We start from the raw sequence: 18,326 nt of genomic DNA on the forward strand, positions 1-18,326 counted from the left end.
CGCTGCGTGAGTAGAGTGCTTCGGGTCGGGGGCATGGTGCCCCTGACCACCCTCGACTATCCCGGGCTGCTGGCCTGTGTGCTGTTCTGTCAGGGCTGCGCCTGGCGTTGTCGTTATTGCCACAACCCGGACCTGATCGCGGCCCGTGGCGAGCATGAAATCCCCTGGTCGCAGGTGCTGGACTTCCTCCAGCGGCGCCAGGGACTGCTGCAGGCCGTGGTCTTCAGTGGCGGCGAGGCGACCTTGCAAGGCGGCCTGGTGCCGGCGATGGAGCAGGTGCGTCAGCTGGGTTTTCGCGTCGGCCTGCACAGCGCCGGGATCAAGCCCTGGGCCTTTGCCTGGGCGCTGCAAGCGGCGGACTGGGTCGGTTTCGACATCAAGGCCCTGGCCGAGGATGCCGAGCTGATCACCGGGGTCAGCGGCAGTGGCAAGGCCAACTGGCGTAGCCTGGAACACCTCTTGGTCAGCGGCGTGGCCTACGAGTGCCGCACCACCGTGCATTGGCACCTGCTGGATGTGGACAAGCTCTGGCGCATCGGCCAGCGCCTGCATGCCTTCGGCGTCGAACACTTCGCCGTGCAGCTGGTGCGCAGCGCACGCATGCTCGACCCGGAGCTGCCCATGACCGCGACACCCAACGAGGCGAGCGAGCTGTGGCTGCGTCTGGCACAACTGTTCCCGCATTTCGAATTGCGTGATCACTGATCGCCAGCAAGCTGGGCTCCTACGATCATTAGGATCTTGTTATGAGCTATTCACTGCTGCATGTCGTGCACCTGCTGGCGGCGATTGCCTTTATCGGCACGCTGTTCTTCGAGGTGATCATCCTCGCCAAGGTCAAGCCGCAACTCGCCCCTGGCGCGCGGGTCGAGCTGGAGCAGGCCCTCGGTAAACGCACGCGCACGGTGCTGCACTGGGTGGTGTTGCTGGTCTACGGTGCCGGCTTCGGCCTGGCCTGGTATCACCGCCAGGCCCTGAGTAACCCCTTCGCCAGCAGCTTCGCCACGCTGCTGAGCCTGAAAATAGTGCTGGCCGTCAGCGTATTTCTCAGCTTCGGCCTGGTTGCCATGCTGCTGCGCTCCGGGCGCATGAACCCGAGCCTCTACCGCAAACTGCACTGGGCGGTACTGGCGCAGATGCTCGGCATCGTGCTGCTGGCTAAGGGCATGTTCTATATCCAGTGGTGATCGAAGCCAAGGCCGCGATCCCGTAGACCGGATGAAATCCGGGGAGCTTTGGCGCGTGCAACACCGCTCCCGGATTGCATCCGGGCTACAAAAGCCCTAACAGCTTTACCACCTTCGCTAATGATCCCGGTCAAGGTTCGTGGCCTGCTGCGCGGCTGTGATGGGCAGCGATTCAGGTGCTCGAAGATCCTGGGTTTCTCCTGTTTTCCGGCCTAACGTGAAACCTCAAGCCATTATCAATTCGAGGTTCGCCATGCACTTCGCCTACAGCCCACGCACCGAAGCGCTGCGTCAGCAGCTGCACAATTTCATGGACGTATATGTGGTGCCGCGCATCGGCGCCTGGCACCAGGCCGTCGGCGCAGGGCAGTTTCCGGTGCCCTTTATCGCCGATCTCAAGGCCCTGGCCCGCAGCGAGGGGCTGTGGAACCTGTTCTTGCCGTCGTTGCAGGCTGATGAGCCAGGCACCCGCCTGAGCAACCTGGAATACGCGCCGCTGGCGGAGATTATGGGCCGTGTGCATTGGGCTTCGGAGGTGTTCAACTGCAGCGTGCCGGACACCGGCAATATGGAGCTGCTGCACCTGTTCGCCAGCCCCGAGCAGCGTGAACGCTGGCTGTTGCCGCTGCTCGATGGTGCGATCCGTTCGGCCTTTGCCATGACCGAGCCGGATGTGCCGTCTTCGGATGCCAGCAATATCCAGACCCTGATCCGCCGCGACGGCGCCGAGTACGTGATCAACGGGCGCAAGTGGTTCATCACCAATGCCTCGCACCCCGACTGCAAGCTGCTGATCGTCATGGGCAAGACCGACCCGGATGCCGACGCGCACCAGCAGCAGAGCATGGTTCTGGTGCCGTTCGATACGCCCGGCGTCGAGCTGTTGCGCAATATCCCGGTGATGAACCACATCGCCCCGGAAGGCCATAGCGAGCTGCTGCTGCGCAATGTACGGGTGCCGGTCGGCAACCTGCTGGTCAAGGAGGGCGCGGGCTTCATGATGGCCCAGGCGCGTCTCGGCCCCGGCCGCGTACACCACTGCATGCGCTCGATCGGCATGGCCGAGCTGGCCCTGGAATTGATGGTCGAGCGCTGCCAGGAACGCAAGGCCTTCGGCAAGCACCTGCACCAGTACGCCAATATCGGCGACTGGATCGCCGAGTCGCGTATCGAGATCGAGCAGGCGCGACTGCTGGTACTGAAGACCGCCTGGATGATTGACGAAGTCGGGGCCAAGGCCGCGCGCAAGGAAATCGCCATGATCAAGGCGCTGGTGCCCGGCATGCACACCCGCGTGGTCGACCGCGCCATGCAGGTCTACGGGGCCATGGGCCTGACCCCGGACACGCCCCTGGCCGACATGTGGACCACCGGCCGCGCCCTGCGCTTCGCCGACGGCCCGGACCAGGTGCACCTGCGCAGCATCGCGCGCATGGAACTCAAGGCCAGCGAGGCTTCGCGTGGGGCGAGCGCTGTGTATCTGACCCCTCACGGTAGCTAACGTGACGTTGGTTGGATCGGGTCACGTTGATCGGATCACGTTGATCGGATCACGCTGATCGGGTCACGCTCACCGCGGCAGGTTGGCTGAGCCTGCGCACTCAGGGCGGGTGATGCCCGCCGAGACACCCCGTAGCCCGGATGCAATCCGGCACCCACAAAATCGCTCCCGGATTGCATCCGGGCTACGAGACTGGACTCGGTGCGCGCGGCGTAAGGTCCGGGTAGGGTGCGCCGTGCGCACCGATGCCCGGATGCGTTAGCCCGGCCGACTGCAATGGTGGGCCGCCATTGAACGTGCAATGCAATGGACGACGAGGCAGGCGCCTAACCCTGCCTACGGGTCTGCGGCGGTTTTTCGCAACTTGATTGCGGTCAAGGGCAGTACGAGGAGGCATCCCTACCATAACCGCACAATCCCGCTGCATAAGCCGAACCGCCAATGATCCGCCACCTGCCGATGACCTCTCGCATGCCACACTCATGGGCTGTGCGGCTGCTGATCCTGCTGGGGCTGCTGTTCGCTGCCCTGCAGGGCGTGCAGGCAAAAAGCTACGGCGAGAGCGAGCAACAACGCATCGATCTGGTTTTTCCCCAGGCCGATAGCCCCTCCGAGCCGCAAGGCGAGTTCAAGGTACGCACCCTGTCGAGTGGCGACGAGGTGCTCGGCTATGTGTTCCAGAGCCTGGATGTGATCGATATCCCGGCCTACTCCGGCAAGCCGATCAACATGCAGGTGATCCTCGACACCGCCGGGGTGATTCAGGACGCCTACGTGCTCGAACACCACGAGCCGATCCTGCTGATAGGCATTCCCGAAGCCAAGCTGCATGCCTTCAACGCCAAGTACCAGGGCATCAAGGTCAACCAGCGGGTGGTGGTTGGCCGTTCCAGTGATCCTAATGCGGTGACCGTCGATGCGGTGACCGGCGCCACCGTCACGGTGATGGTGGTTAATGAGGTGGTGATGCGGGCCGCCCATACGGTGGCGGTAGCGCTCGGCTTGGTCGAGGATAATGCCGGCCTGGCGCAGAAGCCGGCGACGCTGCGCGAGGATCTCTATCAACCGGCCGACTGGGCTCAGCTCACCGGTAATGGTGCCATCCGCCGCCTGCACCTGACCCGTGGCAAGGTCGACGAGGCGTTCAAGGGCAGTGAAGCCGAGGGCGTTGAAGAGGCCAGCGCCGAGCAAGTCGACGACACCTTCATCGACCTCTACACCACTCACCTGAATGCGCCGACCATCGGCCGCAACCTGCTGGGCGACAACCAGTACCGCCTGCTGATGGCCTCACTCAAGCCCGGCGAGCAGGCGATTGCCGTACTGGGCAGCGGCGACTATTCGTTCAAGGGCTCAGGTTATGTGCGCGGAGGCATCTTCGATCGGGTGCAATTGCGCCAGTTCGGCACCACCATCAGTTTCCACGACCGCGATTTTGAGCGCCTGAGCGATGTCTACGCCGAAGGCATGCCGGACTTCGGCGAGATGGCGATCTTTATCGTGCGTGAGCCGTATGGCTTCGATCCTGGCTCACCCTGGACCCTTGAACTGCTGGTCAAGCGCCAGACCGGCCCGATCAGCGGCATCTTCAGCAGTTTCGAACTGGCCTATCAGATGCCCGAGGAGTACCTCGAGCGGCCGCAGCCCACCGCCGCCGAGCTGGCTGCCATCGAGGAGGCCAACCGGCCGCTGTGGCTGAATATCTGGTACCAGAAGAGCTTCCAGATCGGCGTGATACTCATCGCCTTGCTGCTGCTTACGATGATCCTGTTCCTCCAGGACAAATTCACCCAGCGCCCGCATTTCCTGCATTGGCTGCGGCGTGGCTACCTGATGTTCACCGTGGTGTTTATCGGCTGGTACGCCTTGGGCCAGTTGTCGGTGGTCAACGTGCTGACCTTCGTGCATGCCCTGGTGCAGGACTTCCGCTGGGAGCTGTTTCTCACCGACCCGATCATTTTCATTATCTGGACCTTCACCGCGGCCAGCATCCTGCTCTGGGGCCGTGGCGTGTTCTGCGGCTGGTTGTGCCCCTTCGGTGCGTTGCAGGAGCTGATCAACGAGGCCGCGCGCAAACTGAAAATCCCCCAGTACGAGCTGCCCTTTGCGGTGCATGAGCGGCTGTGGGCGATCAAGTACATCATCCTCTTGCTGCTGTTCGGCCTGTCCCTGGAATCGCTGTCCACTGCCGAGCGCTTCGCCGAAGTGGAGCCGTTCAAGACCGCCATCACCCTCAAGTTCGACCGCCAGTGGTGGTTCGTGCTCTACGCGGTGCTGCTGCTGGTGATCAACATCTTCACCCGCAAGGTCTACTGCCGCTATGTCTGCCCGCTGGGCGCGGCGCTGGCCATCCCGAGCAAATTCCGCCTGTTCGACTGGCTCAAGCGCCGCAAGGAATGCGGCAATCCGTGCCAGCTGTGTGCCAAGGAATGCGAGATCCAGGCGATCCACCCCGACGGCCATATCAATGCCAACGAGTGCCACTACTGCCTCGATTGCCAGATGACCTATCACAACGACGACAAGTGCCCGCCGCTGATTCTCAAGCAGAAGAAACGCAGCAAGAAGGCGCCTGTCAGCGCCGAGTTGATACCTGTAGTGCAAGTAGTCGTCCCTGAACGAACCCGTTAACCGCGTGAGCGCGGCCGTATTTATCCAGTCAAGGAGCAGAACCCGTGAGCGATAAAGAACCGAAGAACACGCTGGTGATCGATAGCCAAGAGCAGGCGCAAATGCTGGAGAAAGCCGGGTTGAGCCGCCGCGGCTTCCTCGGCGCCAGCGCCATGACCGGCGCAGCTCTGGTCGGCGCGACAGCGTTGGGCAGTGCGGTAATGACCCGGGAATCCTGGGCCGCAGCGGTCAAGGAGTCGACATCGAAGATCCATGTCGGTCCCGGCGAGCTGGATGACTACTACGGTTTCTGGAGCGGCGGTCACCAGGGCGAAGTGCGGGTGATGGGCGTGCCCTCGATGCGCGAGTTGATGCGTATCCCGGTGTTCAACGTCGACTCGGCCACCGGCTGGGGCCTGACCAATGAAAGCAAGCACATCATGGGTGACAGCGCCAAGTTCCAGAACGGCGACTGCCACCACCCACACATCTCGATGACCGACGGCAAATACGACGGCAAGTACCTGTTCATCAACGACAAGGCCAACAGCCGGGTCGCGCGTATCCGTCTGGATATCATGAAGTGCGACAAGATGCTCACCGTGCCCAACGTGCAGGCCATCCACGGCCTGCGTCTGCAGAAGGTGCCCTATACCAAGTACGTGTTCGCCAACGCCGAGTACGTCATTCCGCACCCCAACGATGGCAAGGTTTTCGACCTGCAGGATGAAAACAGCTACACCATGTACAACGTCATCGACGCCGAGAAGATGGAAATGGCCTTCCAGATCATCGTCGACGGCAACCTCGATAACACCGATGCCGACTACAGCGGCCGCTATGCCGCAGCCACCTGCTACAACTCGGAGAAGGCCTTCGACCTCGGCGGCATGATGCGCAACGAGCGCGACTGGGTGGTGGTATTCCATATCGAACGCGCCGAGGCAGCGGTCAAGGCCGGCAAGTTCATCACCCTGGGCGACTCCAAGGTGCCGATACTCGACGGGCGCAAGAAGGGCGACAAGGACAGCGCGTTCACCCGCTACATCCCGGTGCCGAAGAACCCGCATGGCCTGAATACCTCGTCCGACGGCAAATACTTCATCGCCAACGGCAAGCTGTCGCCAACCTGTTCGATGATCGAGATCGCCAAGCTCGACGACCTGTTCGACGACAAGCTCAAGGACCCGCGCGACACCATCGCCGCCGAGCCGGAACTCGGTCTTGGTCCGTTGCACACCACCTTCGACGGCCGCGGTAACGCCTACACCACGCTGTTTATCGACAGCCAGGTGGTCAAGTGGAACATGGCGGAGGCCGTGCGCGCCTACAAGGGCGAGAAGGTCAACTACATCAAGCAGAAGCTCGATGTGCACTACAACCCGGGGCACAACCACGCGTCCCTCTGCGAAACCAGTGACGCCGATGGCAAATGGCTGATTGTGCTGAGCAAGTTCTCCAAGGATCGCTTCCTGCCGGTCGGCCCGCTGCACCCGGAGAACGATCAGCTGATCGATATTTCCGGCGATGAAATGAAGCTGGTGCACGACGGCCCGACCTTCGCCGAACCGCATGACTGCATCCTGGCGCGCCGCGACCAGATCAAGACCAAGAAGATCTGGGACCGTGACGATCCGTTCTTCGCACCGACCGTCGCACGGGCGAAGAAGGACGGCATCAACCTGGAAGCCGACAACAAGGTGATCCGCGAGGGCAATAAGGTCCGCGTGTACATGACCTCGATGGCGCCGTCCTTTGGCCTCACCGAGTTCAACGTCAAGCAGGGCGATGAAGTCACCGTGACCATCACCAACATCGACCAGATCGAAGACGTATCCCACGGCTTCGTCATGACCAACCACGGTGTGAGCATGGAGATCAGCGCCCAGCAGACCTCGTCAATCACCTTTATCGCCGACAAGCCCGGCCTGCATTGGTACTACTGCAGCTGGTTCTGCCACGCCCTGCACATGGAAATGGTCGGACGCATGCTGGTCGAACCGGCGTAACGACACGGCCTCCTGTAGGCGCCAGCTTGCTGGCGATCCAACCCCGTAGCGCGGATTGCATCCGGGCTACGGACTCACCGCTAAATGGCTCAAGGTAAACCGCCGTGTTAAACACCCAGGCAATGGCATGGCTGCACGCCAGCGCACTATTGCTGCTTATTCTCTGCGGCGCTGCTCAGGCGGCGCCGCTACCCATCACCGCGCTGCCGCTACAGGCGGAGGGCGACAACCGCTGGCGCCTGCCCGCCGGCGAGTATCAGGGTTCGTTCAGCGTCGATCAGCCGATGCATATCCGCTGCGAACCGGGCGCCGTGTTGCAGGGCCAAGGGCAGGGTAACGGCCTGATCATCAGCGCGCCCGAGGTGACCATCGAGGGCTGCACGCTGCTCGATTGGGGCCGCGATATGACCGCCATGAACGCCGCCATATTTATCCAGCCCAAGGCCCATGGCGCGCTGATCAAGAACAACCGCTTGCAAGGGCCGGGCTTCGGCATCTGGGTCGATGGCACGGCGGACGTCAGCCTGATCGGCAACAGCATCCAGGGCGATCCGAGCATCCGTTCCCAGGATCGCGGCAACGGCATTCACCTGTATGCAGTGCACGGCGCCAAGGTCATCGGCAACCAGGTGCGCGATGCTCGCGACGGTATCTACATCGATACCTCCAACGGCAACCTGCTCGAAGGCAATACCCTGGAGGACCTGCGTTACGGCGTGCACTACATGTTCGCCAACGACAATCAGCTGCTTGGCAACACCACCCGGCGCACCCGCACTGGCTATGCGCTGATGCAGAGTCGCAAGCTGACGGTGATCGGCAATCGCTCCGAGCAGGACGAGAACTACGGCATCCTGATGAACTACATCACCTATTCGACCATCCGCGACAATTTTGTCAGCGACGTGCGCAGTGGCTCGACCGGCGACAGCATGATCTCCGGCGCCGAAGGCAAGGCACTGTTTATCTACAACTCGCTGTTCAACAGCATCGAGCATAACCACTTTGAACGCAGCGCCCTGGGCATTCACCTGACCGCCGGCTCTGAGGACAACCGCATCGTCGGTAACGCCTTTGTCGACAACCAGCAACAGGTCAAGTACGTCGCGGTGCGCACCCAGGAATGGTCCCGCAACTACTGGAGCGACTACCTGGGCTGGGATCGCAACGACGACGGCCTGGGCGATGTTGCCTACGAACCCAACGACAACGTCGACCGTCTGCTGTGGCTGTACCCGCAGGTGCGCCTGTTGATGAACAGCCCGAGCATCGAACTGCTGCGCTGGGTACAGCGCGCTTTTCCGGTGATGAAATCCCCTGGCGTGCAGGACAGCTACCCACTGATGCAGCTGCCCACCGCCGATCTGCTGCAAAACCGCCAGGAGCCAACCCCATGAATGCCGTCGAAATCGAAGGCGTCAGCCAGCAGTACGGCAACATGAGCGTGCTGCACGACTTGAACCTGAGCCTGGGCGAAGGCGAAGTACTCGGTCTGTTCGGCCACAACGGCGCCGGCAAGACCACCTGCATGAAACTGATTCTCGGCCTGTTGCAGGCCAGCAGCGGCCGGGTGCAGGTGCTCGGGCGCAGTCCGAACGATGCACTGGTGCGTCAGCAGCTCGGCTACTTGCCGGAGAACGTGACCTTCTACGCCCAGCTCAGCGGCCGCGAAACCCTGCGCCATTTCGCCAGGCTCAAGGGCGCGCCGCTGAGCCAGGTAGACGAACTGCTGGAGCAGGTCGGCCTGGCCGAGGCCATGGAACGCCGGGTCAAGACCTACTCCAAGGGCATGCGCCAGCGTCTCGGCCTGGCCCAGGCATTGCTCGGCGCGCCGCGGCTGCTGTTGCTGGATGAGCCCACGGTCGGCCTCGATCCCATCGCTACCCAGGACCTCTACCAACTGGTCGACCGCCTGCGCCAGCAGGGCACCAGCATCATCCTTTGCTCCCATGTGTTGCCGGGGGTCGAGGCGCATATCAACCGCGCGGCGATTCTCGCCCATGGTCGCCTGCAGGCAGTCGGCAGCCTGGCCAGGCTGCGCGAAGACGCCGGCCTGCCGGCGGTGATCCGCGCCAGCGGGCTGAAACAGAGCGCACAGCTGTTGCAGCGCTGGCACGCTGACGGCCATCAAGCCCGTTCGGTCGGCGTCGATGGCGTCGAAGTGGTGGCGATCAACGGCCATAAGCTCGGCCTGCTGCGCCAGTTGCTCGGCGAGGGCGAGGCGCAGGACATCGAGATCCACCAGCCTTCGCTGGAGGATCTGTACCGGCATTACATGGACAAGGCCCAGAGTATTCAGGCCGGGGAGGGCGTGGCATGAGCCAAATCTGGAATATCGCGCGCAAGGAACTCAGTGACGGCCTGCGCAACCGCTGGCTGCTGGCCATCAGCCTGCTGTTCGCGGTGCTGGCGGTGGGCATCGCCTGGCTCGGCGCGGCGGCCTCCGGGCAACTGGGCTTCACCTCGATCCCGGCGACCATCGCCAGCCTGGCCAGCCTGGCGACCTTTCTGGTGCCGCTGATTGCCTTGCTGCTGGCCTATGACGCCATCGTCGGCGAGGACGAGGCCGGCACCCTGATGCTGTTGCTGACCTATCCCCTGGGCCGCGGCCAGTTGCTGCTGGGCAAGTTCGTCGGCCACGGTTTGATCCTCGCGTTGGCCACCCTGATCGGATTCGGCTGCGCGGCGCTGGCCATCGCCGTGCTGGTCGAGGACGTCGAACTGGGCCTGCTGGCCTGGGCCTTCGGCCGCTTCATGCTGTCCAGCACCTTGCTCGGTTGGGTGTTTCTGGCCATGGCTTATGTGCTGAGCAGCAAGGTCAGCGAGAAATCCAGCGCCGCCGGCCTGGCCCTGGGCGTGTGGTTCCTCTTCGTGCTGGTGTTCGACCTGGCCCTGCTGGCGCTGCTGGTACTGAGCCAGGGCAAGTTCAACCCGGATCTGCTGCCCTGGCTGTTGCTGCTTAACCCCGCCGACGTCTACCGGCTGATCAATCTGTCCGGCTTCGAGGGCGGCGGTAGCGCCGTCGGCGTGATGGCCCTGGGCGGAGACCTGCCGGTTGGCAGCGGTTTGCTCTGGCTGTGCCTGCTGCTGTGGGTTGGCGCGCCGCTGCTGTTGGCCTATTGGCTGTTTCTGCGGCGGCCGACGTGATTCTTGCCTGCGCCGCGCCGGCGTTTGCCCTGGTGCGCACGGCGCACCCTACGAGATCTTTTTAAGCATTAAGGAGTAACCATGAAAACCCTGTTTAAAACCCTTTTGACGTTAGTGATCGGTCTGGCGCTGCTGGCCTGCAGCGAGCCTGAAAGCGAGCAGCAGAGCCTTGCCCCGGTGGCTTTTCACGACACTGACGAGTGTCACGTGTGCGGCATGATCATCACCGATTTCCCCGGGCCAAAAGGTCAGGCGATGGAGAAGGCCAGCGTCAAGAAATTCTGTTCCGCCGCCGAAATGCTCGGCTGGTGGCTGCAACCGGAAAATCGCATCGGCACTGCCAAGCTTTACGTGCACGACATGGGTCGTAGCGAGTGGGCCAAGCCCGACGACGGCAACCTGATCGATGCCACCAGCGCCTTCTACGTGGTCGGCCTCGGCGATAGCGGATTGAAAGGCGCCATGGGCGCGGTGCTGGCCTCGTTTGCCGATGAGCAGGCGGCGCGTAAACTGGCCGCCATCCACGGCGCTCGGGTGTTACGCTTCGACGAGATCGACCAGGACGTGCTGCAACAGGCCGCCGCTACCCAGCATGTGGGTATGCACGGGCGAGCCACGCATTGAGTGCAGGTCGTAAAGGTTTGCCATTATTCGCAAGGTAGGAGCTCAAAATGGGTATCAGCATCTGGCAACTTCTGATCATTCTGCTGATCGTGGTCATGCTGTTCGGCAGCAAGCGATTACGCGGGCTGGGCTCCGATATTGGCGGGGCGATCGGTGGCTTTCGCAAATCGATGGGCAGCGACGATGCGCCGCAACAGCCGGAATCGACCAAGCAGCCGTAGCCTGTTGCTCCCGGTCTGCCAAATAGCCCGGCCCGTATCTTATTGATTTTATGGGTTATGACATTTCCCGTAGGAGCCAGCTTGCTGGCGATCCGGCGATCCGGCGATCCGGCGTCCCTCTGGCTCCTACCCAGTTTGCTACGCGACAGTGCTCCGTCGAAGATGGTGCGGTTGTTCCTATGGCCTACGTTTGCCTGAAGTAGCGACCCTGACCGCTATGAGCCTCCATTCGAAGTCCCTGGCGATGGACGCGACCCTCGCGTTCGCTCAGCGCGATCTATGTGCCTGGCGCGCAAAGCTGATCGCGGTCAAGTCGCCAAAGCCCTTCCTCCCTGTAAAAAGAACCTAACGGCTGCCGCTTTCCTTGCAGCTGAAATGCCCCGGCTGGCCGCTGCTTGCCGGGCGCTTGATGACCTTTTCAGGAGCCTTGCCATGCACGTTCTCGACCGGCGTACCGCCCTGAGTATCCCGCCCATCTGGCGTCTTGCCTTTCGCCCGTTCTTCCTTGCCGGCAGCCTGTATGCGTTGCTCGCCATTGTTCTCTGGGTGCTGGCCTGGAGCGGCCACGGGCCCGGCTGGCAGCCCGCCGGTGGCTGGCTCGCCTGGCACCGCCACGAAATGCTGTTCGGCTTCGCCGCCGCCATAGTGGCGGGTTTTCTGCTCACCGCGGTGCAGACCTGGACCGGTCAGCCGGGCCTGAGTGGCACGCGTTTGATGCTACTCGCCGGGCTGTGGCTGGCCGCACGACTGGGCTGGTTGTTCGACTTGCCGTCGCTGCTGCTGATTCCGCTCGACCTCAGTTTTCTGCTCGCAGTAGCTGCCCTGATGGCGCGCATGCTCTGGGTGGTACAGCAGAAGCGCAACTACCCGATCGTTGTGCTGTTGTGCCTGTTGGCTGCAGCCAATGCCTTGCTCTTGGCCGGCCTGGCCCAGGGCGACGATGAGTTGCAGCGGCGTGGCGTGTTGGCGGGCTTGTGGCTGGTCGCGGCGCTGATGGGCCTGATCGGTGGCCGGGTGATTCCCTTCTTCACCCAGCGCGGCCTGGGTCGGCTCGATGCGCTTAAACCCTGGCTGTGGCTGGACATTGCCTTGCTGCTCGGCACCGGCCTGATCGCCGCGCTCTACGCCAGCGGTGTAGCCCTGCAGGCCCAGCCATTATTGGCCGGGTTGTTTCTGGCGCTGGCGGCGGGGCATCTGCTGCGCCTGGCACGCTGGTACGACAAGGCGATCTGGACGCTGCCGTTGCTGTGGTCGCTGCACCTGGCGATGCTCTGGCTGGTCGTTGCCTGTGTCGGCCTGGCGCTGTGGCATGCCGGTCTGTTGGCCACGTCCAGCCCGGCCTTGCATGGCCTGACCATGGGCGCCATGAGTGGGCTGATTCTGGCCATGCTCGCCCGCGTGACCCTGGGGCATACCGGGCGGCCATTACAACTGCCGGCCGGCATGGCTGCGGCCCTGGTGGTGTTCAATTTGGCTTGCGTGGCGCGGGTCTTGGTGTATCCGCTCTGGCCGCAGGAAGGGTTGTGGCTATCGGCCGGTGGTTGGTCGTTGGCGTTGGCCATTTATGCCTGGTGCTATGGGCCGATGCTGGTCAGGCCACGGGTCGATGGTCACCCGGGCTGAGAGCCTGTTCGCCGCCCGTCTGCTCATGCAGTAACGCGTGCACCGCGCTGTCTGGTCATTGATATCCGCTCGCCTGTGCCTTGCGCATGGGCGGCCTTGCCGCTCGGCACTGCCGGGCATCGGAGAAGCTGATGAAAACCGAATTTCAAGATCGTTTGGCCGTCGTCACCGGCGCCAGTTCAGGTATCGGCCTGGCACTATGTGCCGCTTTGCTGCAAAGCGGCGCCAGGGTGCTGGCCATGTCGCGCAGCCTGGGCGGCTTGCAAGACCTGCAGGTAAGCTATCCCGAGCGCCTGGTCTGGCATGCCGGTGATGTCACCTCGAGCGGAGACCTGGCCAGCCTCGGCCAGCGCGCCGCGCAACTGGGACAGGTGGACTATCTGGTGCCCAACGCGGGCATCGCCGAACTGGCCGATAGCCTCGACCTGACGGCATTCGATCGACAGTGGGCAGTCAATGGGGCAGGCGCATTGAATACCCTGGCGGCGCTGCGCGACACGCTAGCGACGCCCAGTTCGGTGGTGTTCATCAGCAGCTTTCTCACCCGCACGACGTTTCCCGGCCTGGCCGCCTATATCGCCAGCAAGGCGGCACTTAGCGCCCAGGCGCGCACCCTCGCGGTGGAAATGGCGCCAGTCGGTGTGCGCATCAATCTGGTTTCTCCCGGACCTACGGCAACTGCGATCTGGGGCAGCCTGGGGTTGAGCGACGAGCAGTTGGATGAGGTCGCCGACAGCGTCAGCAAACGCCTGCTGCCGGGCCACTTTCTCGATGCGGCGGCTGTCGCCAGCGTGATCCTGTTCCAGTTGTCGGCCGGTGCGCGCGGTGTCTATGGCCAGGATTGGGTAGTCGATAACGGCTACGGCTTAAGCTGAGCCATGGTCAAAACTGTCGGAGCCAAAGGGCTCCGACAGTTAGAGAAGGCGGGCAGGGGAAACGCCAGGAGTCTGGCGCCCTGCAGCAGGTTACTTGAGGCTCAGCACCCACTCGGCGAGGATCTTCGCTTCTTCGTCGGTGACCGGGTTAGCCGGCATCGGCATCGGTCCCCAGACGCCTTGGCTGCCATTCTTGATATGACCGGCCAGCAAGTCGACAGCGCCTTCGGTGCCGGCGTACTTGGCGGCAACTTCCTTAAGTGCCGGGCCGACCATCTTCATGTCTACGTTATGGCACGCCGCACAGGGCTTGCTCTTGAACAGCGCTTCAGCGTCAGTGGCGAAGACGGGCTGCACGCTCAGCGCGGCCCCCAGGACGAGCAAGGGGAGCAGGATTTTCTTCATGACGATTATTTCCTCAAGGCTATAGAACGCAGGGCACAAGCCCTGCCAATTTGCGCTGCAATTTCTGTTATGCGTCTTCTTCTGGCGCGGCCTACACCGCTTGCAGCAGGTGCTGATTGATGCCCCATCAACAAGCACCGACAGCAGCAGTTGCAGGGCAGGGATGTGAATCGGTCAGGTCCAGCGAGCGGTCAATTTAGCGCTACGGGCAGCATAACCAAGCGGATTGCCGATGGGCTTGACCGCAATCAAGAGTGGCCCGCACGCGGCTTGAGGGCAGCGGCTGGTCGCGGGTAGCGTGCAGGCATGATTAATCACCTCGCTGAGGTACTGACTGTGAATGCACCTGTGAAACTCGTCGACACGGCGGCCGTGCTGGATGCGCCGTTCTACCAACCGCTGGGCAATGAACAAGTGCTGTTCGAACAGGCCTGGCAGCACGGTATGCCGGTGCTGATCAAGGGCCCGACTGGTTGCGGCAAGACCCGCTTCGTCCAGTACATGGCGCACCGCCTGCGTTTGCCGCTGTACACCGTGGCCTGCCATGACGACTTGAGCGCCGCCGACCTGGTCGGTCGCCATCTGATCGGCGCCCAAGGCACCTGGTGGCAGGACGGTCCGCTGACCCGCGCGGTGCGCGAGGGCGGCATCTGCTACCTGGACGAAGTGGTCGAGGCGCGCCAGGACACCGCCGTGGTTCTGCATCCGTTGGCCGATGACCGGCGCGAGCTGTACCTTGAACGCACCGGCGAGGTGTTGCGCGCGCCACCGGGTTTCATGCTGGTGGTGTCCTACAACCCTGGGTACCAGAACCTGCTCAAGGGCATGAAGCCGAGTACCCGCCAGCGTTTTGTTGCCTTGCGTTTCGCTTATCCGCCGGTGGCCGAGGAAGAACGCATTGTCGCCAACGAGGCGCGGGTCGGTGCCAAGCTGGCCGCGCAGGTGGTCAAGCTCGGGCAGGCGCTGCGCCGACTGGAACAGCATGATCTGGAGGAGGTCGCCTCGACCCGCCTGCTGATCTTCGCCGCACGGATGATCGGCGCCGGCATGAGCCCCCGTGATGCCTGCCTGGCCTGCCTGGCCGAGCCGCTGTCGGATGATCCGCAGACCGTCGCCGCGCTGATGGATGTAGTCGATGTCCACTTCGCTTGAACGTGTCGCCAGCCCGGCTCGGCACCTGCCGGGCGACCTGGCGATGTGGTTCTTCATCCTCGCCGAGTTGACGGTGTTCGCCCTGCTGATCCTCACCTTCGCGGTGGCCCAGGCCTTGCAGCCGCAGCTGTTCCACGACAGCCGCCTGCTACTCGACAGTTCCACCGGCCTGGCGCTGACCCTGAGCCTGCTTACATCCGGCCTGTTCGCCGCGCTGGCCCAGGAGCAGGTGCGCCAGGCGCGAGCGCGGCGTGGCGCATGGTTGCTGCTGGCGGCACTGCTGTCGGCCAGCGTCTATGTGTGGCTGAAGCTCGGCGAGTACAGCCATCTGGCCGGGGCCGGGCTGGGCATGGAGCACAACACCTTCTTCACCCTGTACTGGATCCTCACCGGCTTTCATTTCGTCCATGTGCTGCTCGGCTTGGTGATTCTTGGTTGGCTGGCCGAACGTTGTCGGCGCCGGCTCTATGGGCCGGGCAATTGCAGCGCACTGGAGTCCGGGGTGCTCTATTGGCACATGGTCGATCTGGTCTGGGTGCTGCTGTTCCCGCTGGTCTATGTCCTGAATTGACCAAGGAGGTCGCCATGTCCGCTTCGACTACCCTGATCGCCTGCTGGCTGGCCCTGGCCGTGCTGTCCGTGACCAGCGTGCAGCTGGGCAATAGCGGGGCGACCCTGTTGGTGGCCAGTGCTGTGTTGTTCGCGGCCCTGGGCAAGGCCTGGCTGATCACCGACGGCTTTATGGAGCTGCGTCATGCGCCGCGCCTGTGGCGCTGGCTGCTGCTGGCCTGGCCGCTGACGATGGCATTGGGCGTGTTGCTGGCGTTGCAGTTGTCCTCGTAGCCCAATGACGGACAAGCCTTCTGCATGTCCGGCCTGCGTCTCAGCCTGCGAATACTCGCTTGCGCTATATCCGACCGATTTGATAGGGCTTTCTTGATCGCCATCAAGCAGATTTCGTTAGCAAGCTTTCTAGAATGGTCACGCCAAGCAAAGAGGAAGTGACCATGTCAGAGACCTTCACCAAGAGCATGGCCAGGAACATCTACTTTGGGGGGAGCGTGTTCTTCTTCCTGGTGTTCCTGGCCCTGACCTATCACACAGAGCAGACCTTTCCGGAACGCACCAATGCCTCGGAGATGAACGAGTCGGTGGTGCGCGGTAAAGCAGTCTGGGAAAACAACAACTGCATCGGCTGCCACAGCCTGTTGGGCGAGGGTGCCTACTTCGCGCCTGAACTGGGCAATGTATTCACTCGGCGTGGCGAGGACGCGGCCTTCAAGCCCTTCCTGCATGCCTGGATGAAGGCGCAACCGCTGGGTGTCCCAGGCCGCCGGGCGATGCCGCAATTCAATCTGACCGAGCAGGAAGTGGACGATATGGCGGAGTTCCTCAAGTGGACTTCGAAGATCGATACCAACGACTGGCCGCCAAACAAGGAGGGCTGATAGATGACCATTGCCAATCCCCATCTGAAATTCGCCTCGCAAGCCGTGGCCAAGCCGTACTTTGTGTTTGCCCTGATGCTGTTCGTCGGCCAGGTTCTGTTCGGTCTGATCATGGCCCTGCAGTATGTGGTCGGTGACTTCCTGTTCCCGCTGATTCCCTTCAACGTGGCGCGCATGGTGCACACCAACCTGCTGATCGTCTGGCTGCTGTTCGGCTTTATGGGCGCGGCCTACTACCTGATTCCCGAGGAGTCCGACCGCGAACTGCACAGCCCGCTGCTGGCGATGATCCTGTTCTGGGTGTTCGCCGCCGCCGGCGTGCTGACCATTCTCGGTTATCTGTTCGTGCCTTATGCGGGGCTGGCGGAGATGACCTACAACGAGCTGCTGCCGACCATGGGCCGGGAGTTTCTCGAGCAACCGACTATCACCAAAATCGGCATCGTGGTGGTCTGCCTGGGCTTTCTCTACAACATCGGCATGACCATGCTCAAGGGCCGCAAGACCACCATCAGCATGGTCATGATGACCGGCCTGATCGGTCTGGCGGTGTTCTTCCTGTTTGCCTTCTACAACCCGGAAAACCTGGCGCGCGACAAGTACTACTGGTGGTTCGTGGTGCACCTGTGGGTGGAAGGGGTGTGGGAATTGATCATGGGTGCGATGCTCGCCTTCGTCCTGATCAAGGTCACTGGGGTGGATCGTGAGGTGGTCGAGAAATGGCTGTATGTGATCATCGCCATGGCCCTGATCACCGGCATTCTCGGCACCGGTCACCACTTCTTCTGGATAGGCGCGCCCGAGGTCTGGCTGTGGGTCGGCTCGATCTTCTCGGCGATGGAGCCGATACCCTTCTTCGCCATGGTGCTGTTCGCCTTCACCATGGTCGGTAATCGGCGTCGACAACACCCCAACCGCGTAGCCACCTTGTGGGCCAAGGGCTGTACCGTGACCGCGTTCTTCGGCGCTGGCGTGTGGGGCTTCCTGCATACCCTGGCCCCGGTGAACTTCTACACCCACGGTACGCAACTGACGGCGGCCCATGGTCACCTGGCGTTCTATGGTGCCTACGCGATGATCGTGATGACCATGATCAGCTACGCCATGCCGCGCCTGCGTGGGCTTGGCGAGGCATCGGACGAGCGGGCGCAGAGCATCGAGATCTGGGGCTTCTGGTTGATGACCCTGTCGATGGTGGCGATCACCCTGTTCCTCACCGCTGCCGGCGTGGTGCAGATCCAGTTGCAACGTTTACCGATGGATGGCACAGCCATGTCGTTCATGAACACTGTCGACCAATTGGCCGTGTTCTTCTGGTTGCGGCTGGTGGCTGGGGTGGTGTTCCTGATCGGCTTGATTTGCTACCTGTACAGCTTCAAGCAGCGCGGTCGGGCCACCGCCCGTGATGAAGCCGCCTTGGTCGTTTCGGCTTGATAGCTGAGCGCTAGATAAGTCACGGCCCGGCTAATACAGCGGGCCGTTTTTGCATTTGGCTCTGCGGAGCATAGCGAACAAGGTGAAACA

At 62.5% G+C, this 18,326-nt stretch carries 18 protein-coding genes; 17 read left to right on the forward strand and 1 reads right to left on the reverse strand.

The annotated features are described in order from the left end of the window. Nucleotides 1–6 precede the first annotated feature (6 nt). The 12 genes from Q8K09_RS09365 (at nt 7) to Q8K09_RS09420 (ending at nt 13,797) form a co-directional block, all read left to right on the forward strand. Nucleotides 7–705 (forward strand): anaerobic ribonucleoside-triphosphate reductase activating protein, encoded by a 699-nt coding sequence (locus Q8K09_RS09365; RefSeq protein WP_305254696.1) that lies wholly within the window; start codon nt 7–9, stop codon nt 703–705. 41 nt (nt 706–746) lie between these two features. Beyond that, entirely contained in the window at nt 747–1,187 is a 441-nt protein-coding gene (locus Q8K09_RS09370; protein ID WP_305254697.1) for a CopD family copper resistance protein, read from the forward strand. 253 nt (nt 1,188–1,440) lie between these two features. Then, the gene (locus Q8K09_RS09375; RefSeq protein WP_305254698.1) at nt 1,441–2,688 is read left to right on the forward strand and encodes an acyl-CoA dehydrogenase family protein; all 1,248 of its coding nucleotides are present in this window, start codon (nt 1,441–1,443) and stop codon (nt 2,686–2,688) included. Between the two features lie 471 nt (nt 2,689–3,159). Continuing rightward, nucleotides 3,160–5,319 carry a transcriptional regulator NosR gene (gene nosR, locus Q8K09_RS09380; RefSeq protein WP_305254699.1) on the forward strand — a complete coding sequence of 720 codons (2,160 nt, stop codon included), beginning with the start codon at nt 3,160–3,162 and terminating at the stop codon, nt 5,317–5,319. Between the two features lie 101 nt (nt 5,320–5,420). Then, nucleotides 5,421–7,307: a TAT-dependent nitrous-oxide reductase gene (nosZ, locus tag Q8K09_RS09385; RefSeq protein ID WP_305254748.1), complete on the forward strand. Its 1,887-nt coding sequence runs from the start codon at nt 5,421–5,423 to the stop codon at nt 7,305–7,307. Between the two features lie 122 nt (nt 7,308–7,429). Next, nucleotides 7,430–8,704, forward strand: coding sequence for a nitrous oxide reductase family maturation protein NosD (locus Q8K09_RS09390; protein WP_305254749.1), 1,275 nt, complete (start codon nt 7,430–7,432; stop codon nt 8,702–8,704). Further along, on the forward strand, nt 8,701–9,627 hold the full coding sequence (locus Q8K09_RS09395) for an ABC transporter ATP-binding protein (RefSeq protein ID WP_305254700.1): 927 nt from the start codon (nt 8,701–8,703) through the stop codon (nt 9,625–9,627). The genes Q8K09_RS09390 and Q8K09_RS09395 overlap by 4 nt, the downstream gene beginning before the upstream one ends. Then, nucleotides 9,624–10,454: an ABC transporter permease gene (locus Q8K09_RS09400; RefSeq protein WP_305254701.1), complete on the forward strand. Its 831-nt coding sequence runs from the start codon at nt 9,624–9,626 to the stop codon at nt 10,452–10,454. Before Q8K09_RS09395 ends, Q8K09_RS09400 begins: the two co-directional genes overlap by 4 nt. An 81-nt stretch (nt 10,455–10,535) precedes the next feature. Further along, on the forward strand, nt 10,536–11,078 hold the full coding sequence (locus Q8K09_RS09405) for a nitrous oxide reductase accessory protein NosL (RefSeq protein ID WP_305254702.1): 543 nt from the start codon (nt 10,536–10,538) through the stop codon (nt 11,076–11,078). Between the two features lie 47 nt (nt 11,079–11,125). After that, nucleotides 11,126–11,299 carry a twin-arginine translocase TatA/TatE family subunit gene (tatA, locus tag Q8K09_RS09410; RefSeq protein ID WP_305254703.1) on the forward strand — a complete coding sequence of 58 codons (174 nt, stop codon included), beginning with the start codon at nt 11,126–11,128 and terminating at the stop codon, nt 11,297–11,299. Nucleotides 11,300–11,731: 432 nt separating this feature from the next. Continuing rightward, nucleotides 11,732–12,922 carry an NnrS family protein gene (locus tag Q8K09_RS09415; RefSeq protein WP_305254704.1) on the forward strand — a complete coding sequence of 397 codons (1,191 nt, stop codon included), beginning with the start codon at nt 11,732–11,734 and terminating at the stop codon, nt 12,920–12,922. Between the two features lie 131 nt (nt 12,923–13,053). Continuing rightward, nucleotides 13,054–13,797 carry an SDR family NAD(P)-dependent oxidoreductase gene (locus tag Q8K09_RS09420; RefSeq protein ID WP_305254705.1) on the forward strand — a complete coding sequence of 248 codons (744 nt, stop codon included), beginning with the start codon at nt 13,054–13,056 and terminating at the stop codon, nt 13,795–13,797. Between the two features lie 90 nt (nt 13,798–13,887). On the opposite strand, the gene Q8K09_RS09425 is transcribed toward Q8K09_RS09420, so the two are convergent. Continuing rightward, on the reverse strand, nt 13,888–14,202 hold the full coding sequence (locus tag Q8K09_RS09425; RefSeq protein WP_305254706.1) for a c-type cytochrome: 315 nt from the start codon (nt 14,200–14,202) through the stop codon (nt 13,888–13,890). Nucleotides 14,203–14,574: 372 nt separating this feature from the next. Between Q8K09_RS09425 and Q8K09_RS09430 the strand changes: the two genes are divergently transcribed. The 5 genes from Q8K09_RS09430 (at nt 14,575) to Q8K09_RS09450 (ending at nt 18,236) form a co-directional block, all read left to right on the forward strand. Continuing rightward, on the forward strand, nt 14,575–15,354 hold the full coding sequence (locus Q8K09_RS09430; protein ID WP_305254750.1) for a CbbQ/NirQ/NorQ/GpvN family protein: 780 nt from the start codon (nt 14,575–14,577) through the stop codon (nt 15,352–15,354). Then, nucleotides 15,338–15,925, forward strand: coding sequence for a cytochrome c oxidase subunit 3 (locus Q8K09_RS09435; protein WP_305254707.1), 588 nt, complete (start codon nt 15,338–15,340; stop codon nt 15,923–15,925). Before Q8K09_RS09430 ends, Q8K09_RS09435 begins: the two co-directional genes overlap by 17 nt. Nucleotides 15,926–15,939: 14 nt before the next feature. After that, the gene (locus tag Q8K09_RS09440; RefSeq protein ID WP_305254708.1) at nt 15,940–16,197 is read left to right on the forward strand and encodes a cytochrome C oxidase subunit IV family protein; all 258 of its coding nucleotides are present in this window, start codon (nt 15,940–15,942) and stop codon (nt 16,195–16,197) included. A gap of 164 nt (nt 16,198–16,361) precedes the next feature. Then, on the forward strand, nt 16,362–16,802 hold the full coding sequence (locus Q8K09_RS09445) for a cytochrome c (protein WP_305254709.1): 441 nt from the start codon (nt 16,362–16,364) through the stop codon (nt 16,800–16,802). A gap of 3 nt (nt 16,803–16,805) precedes the next feature. Beyond that, the gene (locus tag Q8K09_RS09450; RefSeq protein WP_305254710.1) at nt 16,806–18,236 is read left to right on the forward strand and encodes a cbb3-type cytochrome c oxidase subunit I; all 1,431 of its coding nucleotides are present in this window, start codon (nt 16,806–16,808) and stop codon (nt 18,234–18,236) included. Nucleotides 18,237–18,326 lie beyond the last annotated feature (90 nt).

The organism is Pseudomonas sp., assembly GCF_030683065.1.
In the GTDB taxonomy this organism is placed as follows: domain Bacteria; phylum Pseudomonadota; class Gammaproteobacteria; order Pseudomonadales; family Pseudomonadaceae; genus Aquipseudomonas.

Coding starts and splice junctions, on each gene's coding strand:
- Q8K09_RS09370 (WP_305254697.1), top strand. CDS start 747: ATGAGCTATTCACTGCTGCATGTCGTGCACCTGCTGGCGGCGATTGCC.
- Q8K09_RS09375 (WP_305254698.1), top strand. CDS start 1,441: ATGCACTTCGCCTACAGCCCACGCACCGAAGCGCTGCGTCAGCAGCTG.
- nosR (WP_305254699.1), top strand. CDS start 3,160: ATGCCACACTCATGGGCTGTGCGGCTGCTGATCCTGCTGGGGCTGCTG.
- nosZ (WP_305254748.1), top strand. CDS start 5,421: ATGCTGGAGAAAGCCGGGTTGAGCCGCCGCGGCTTCCTCGGCGCCAGC.
- Q8K09_RS09390 (WP_305254749.1), top strand. CDS start 7,430: ATGGCATGGCTGCACGCCAGCGCACTATTGCTGCTTATTCTCTGCGGC.
- Q8K09_RS09395 (WP_305254700.1), top strand. CDS start 8,701: ATGAATGCCGTCGAAATCGAAGGCGTCAGCCAGCAGTACGGCAACATG.
- Q8K09_RS09400 (WP_305254701.1), top strand. CDS start 9,624: ATGAGCCAAATCTGGAATATCGCGCGCAAGGAACTCAGTGACGGCCTG.
- Q8K09_RS09405 (WP_305254702.1), top strand. CDS start 10,536: ATGAAAACCCTGTTTAAAACCCTTTTGACGTTAGTGATCGGTCTGGCG.
- tatA (WP_305254703.1), top strand. CDS start 11,126: ATGGGTATCAGCATCTGGCAACTTCTGATCATTCTGCTGATCGTGGTC.
- Q8K09_RS09415 (WP_305254704.1), top strand. CDS start 11,732: ATGCACGTTCTCGACCGGCGTACCGCCCTGAGTATCCCGCCCATCTGG.
- Q8K09_RS09420 (WP_305254705.1), top strand. CDS start 13,054: ATGAAAACCGAATTTCAAGATCGTTTGGCCGTCGTCACCGGCGCCAGT.
- Q8K09_RS09425 (WP_305254706.1), bottom strand. CDS start 14,202: ATGAAGAAAATCCTGCTCCCCTTGCTCGTCCTGGGGGCCGCGCTGAGC.
- Q8K09_RS09435 (WP_305254707.1), top strand. CDS start 15,338: ATGTCCACTTCGCTTGAACGTGTCGCCAGCCCGGCTCGGCACCTGCCG.
- Q8K09_RS09440 (WP_305254708.1), top strand. CDS start 15,940: ATGTCCGCTTCGACTACCCTGATCGCCTGCTGGCTGGCCCTGGCCGTG.
- Q8K09_RS09445 (WP_305254709.1), top strand. CDS start 16,362: ATGTCAGAGACCTTCACCAAGAGCATGGCCAGGAACATCTACTTTGGG.
- Q8K09_RS09450 (WP_305254710.1), top strand. CDS start 16,806: ATGACCATTGCCAATCCCCATCTGAAATTCGCCTCGCAAGCCGTGGCC.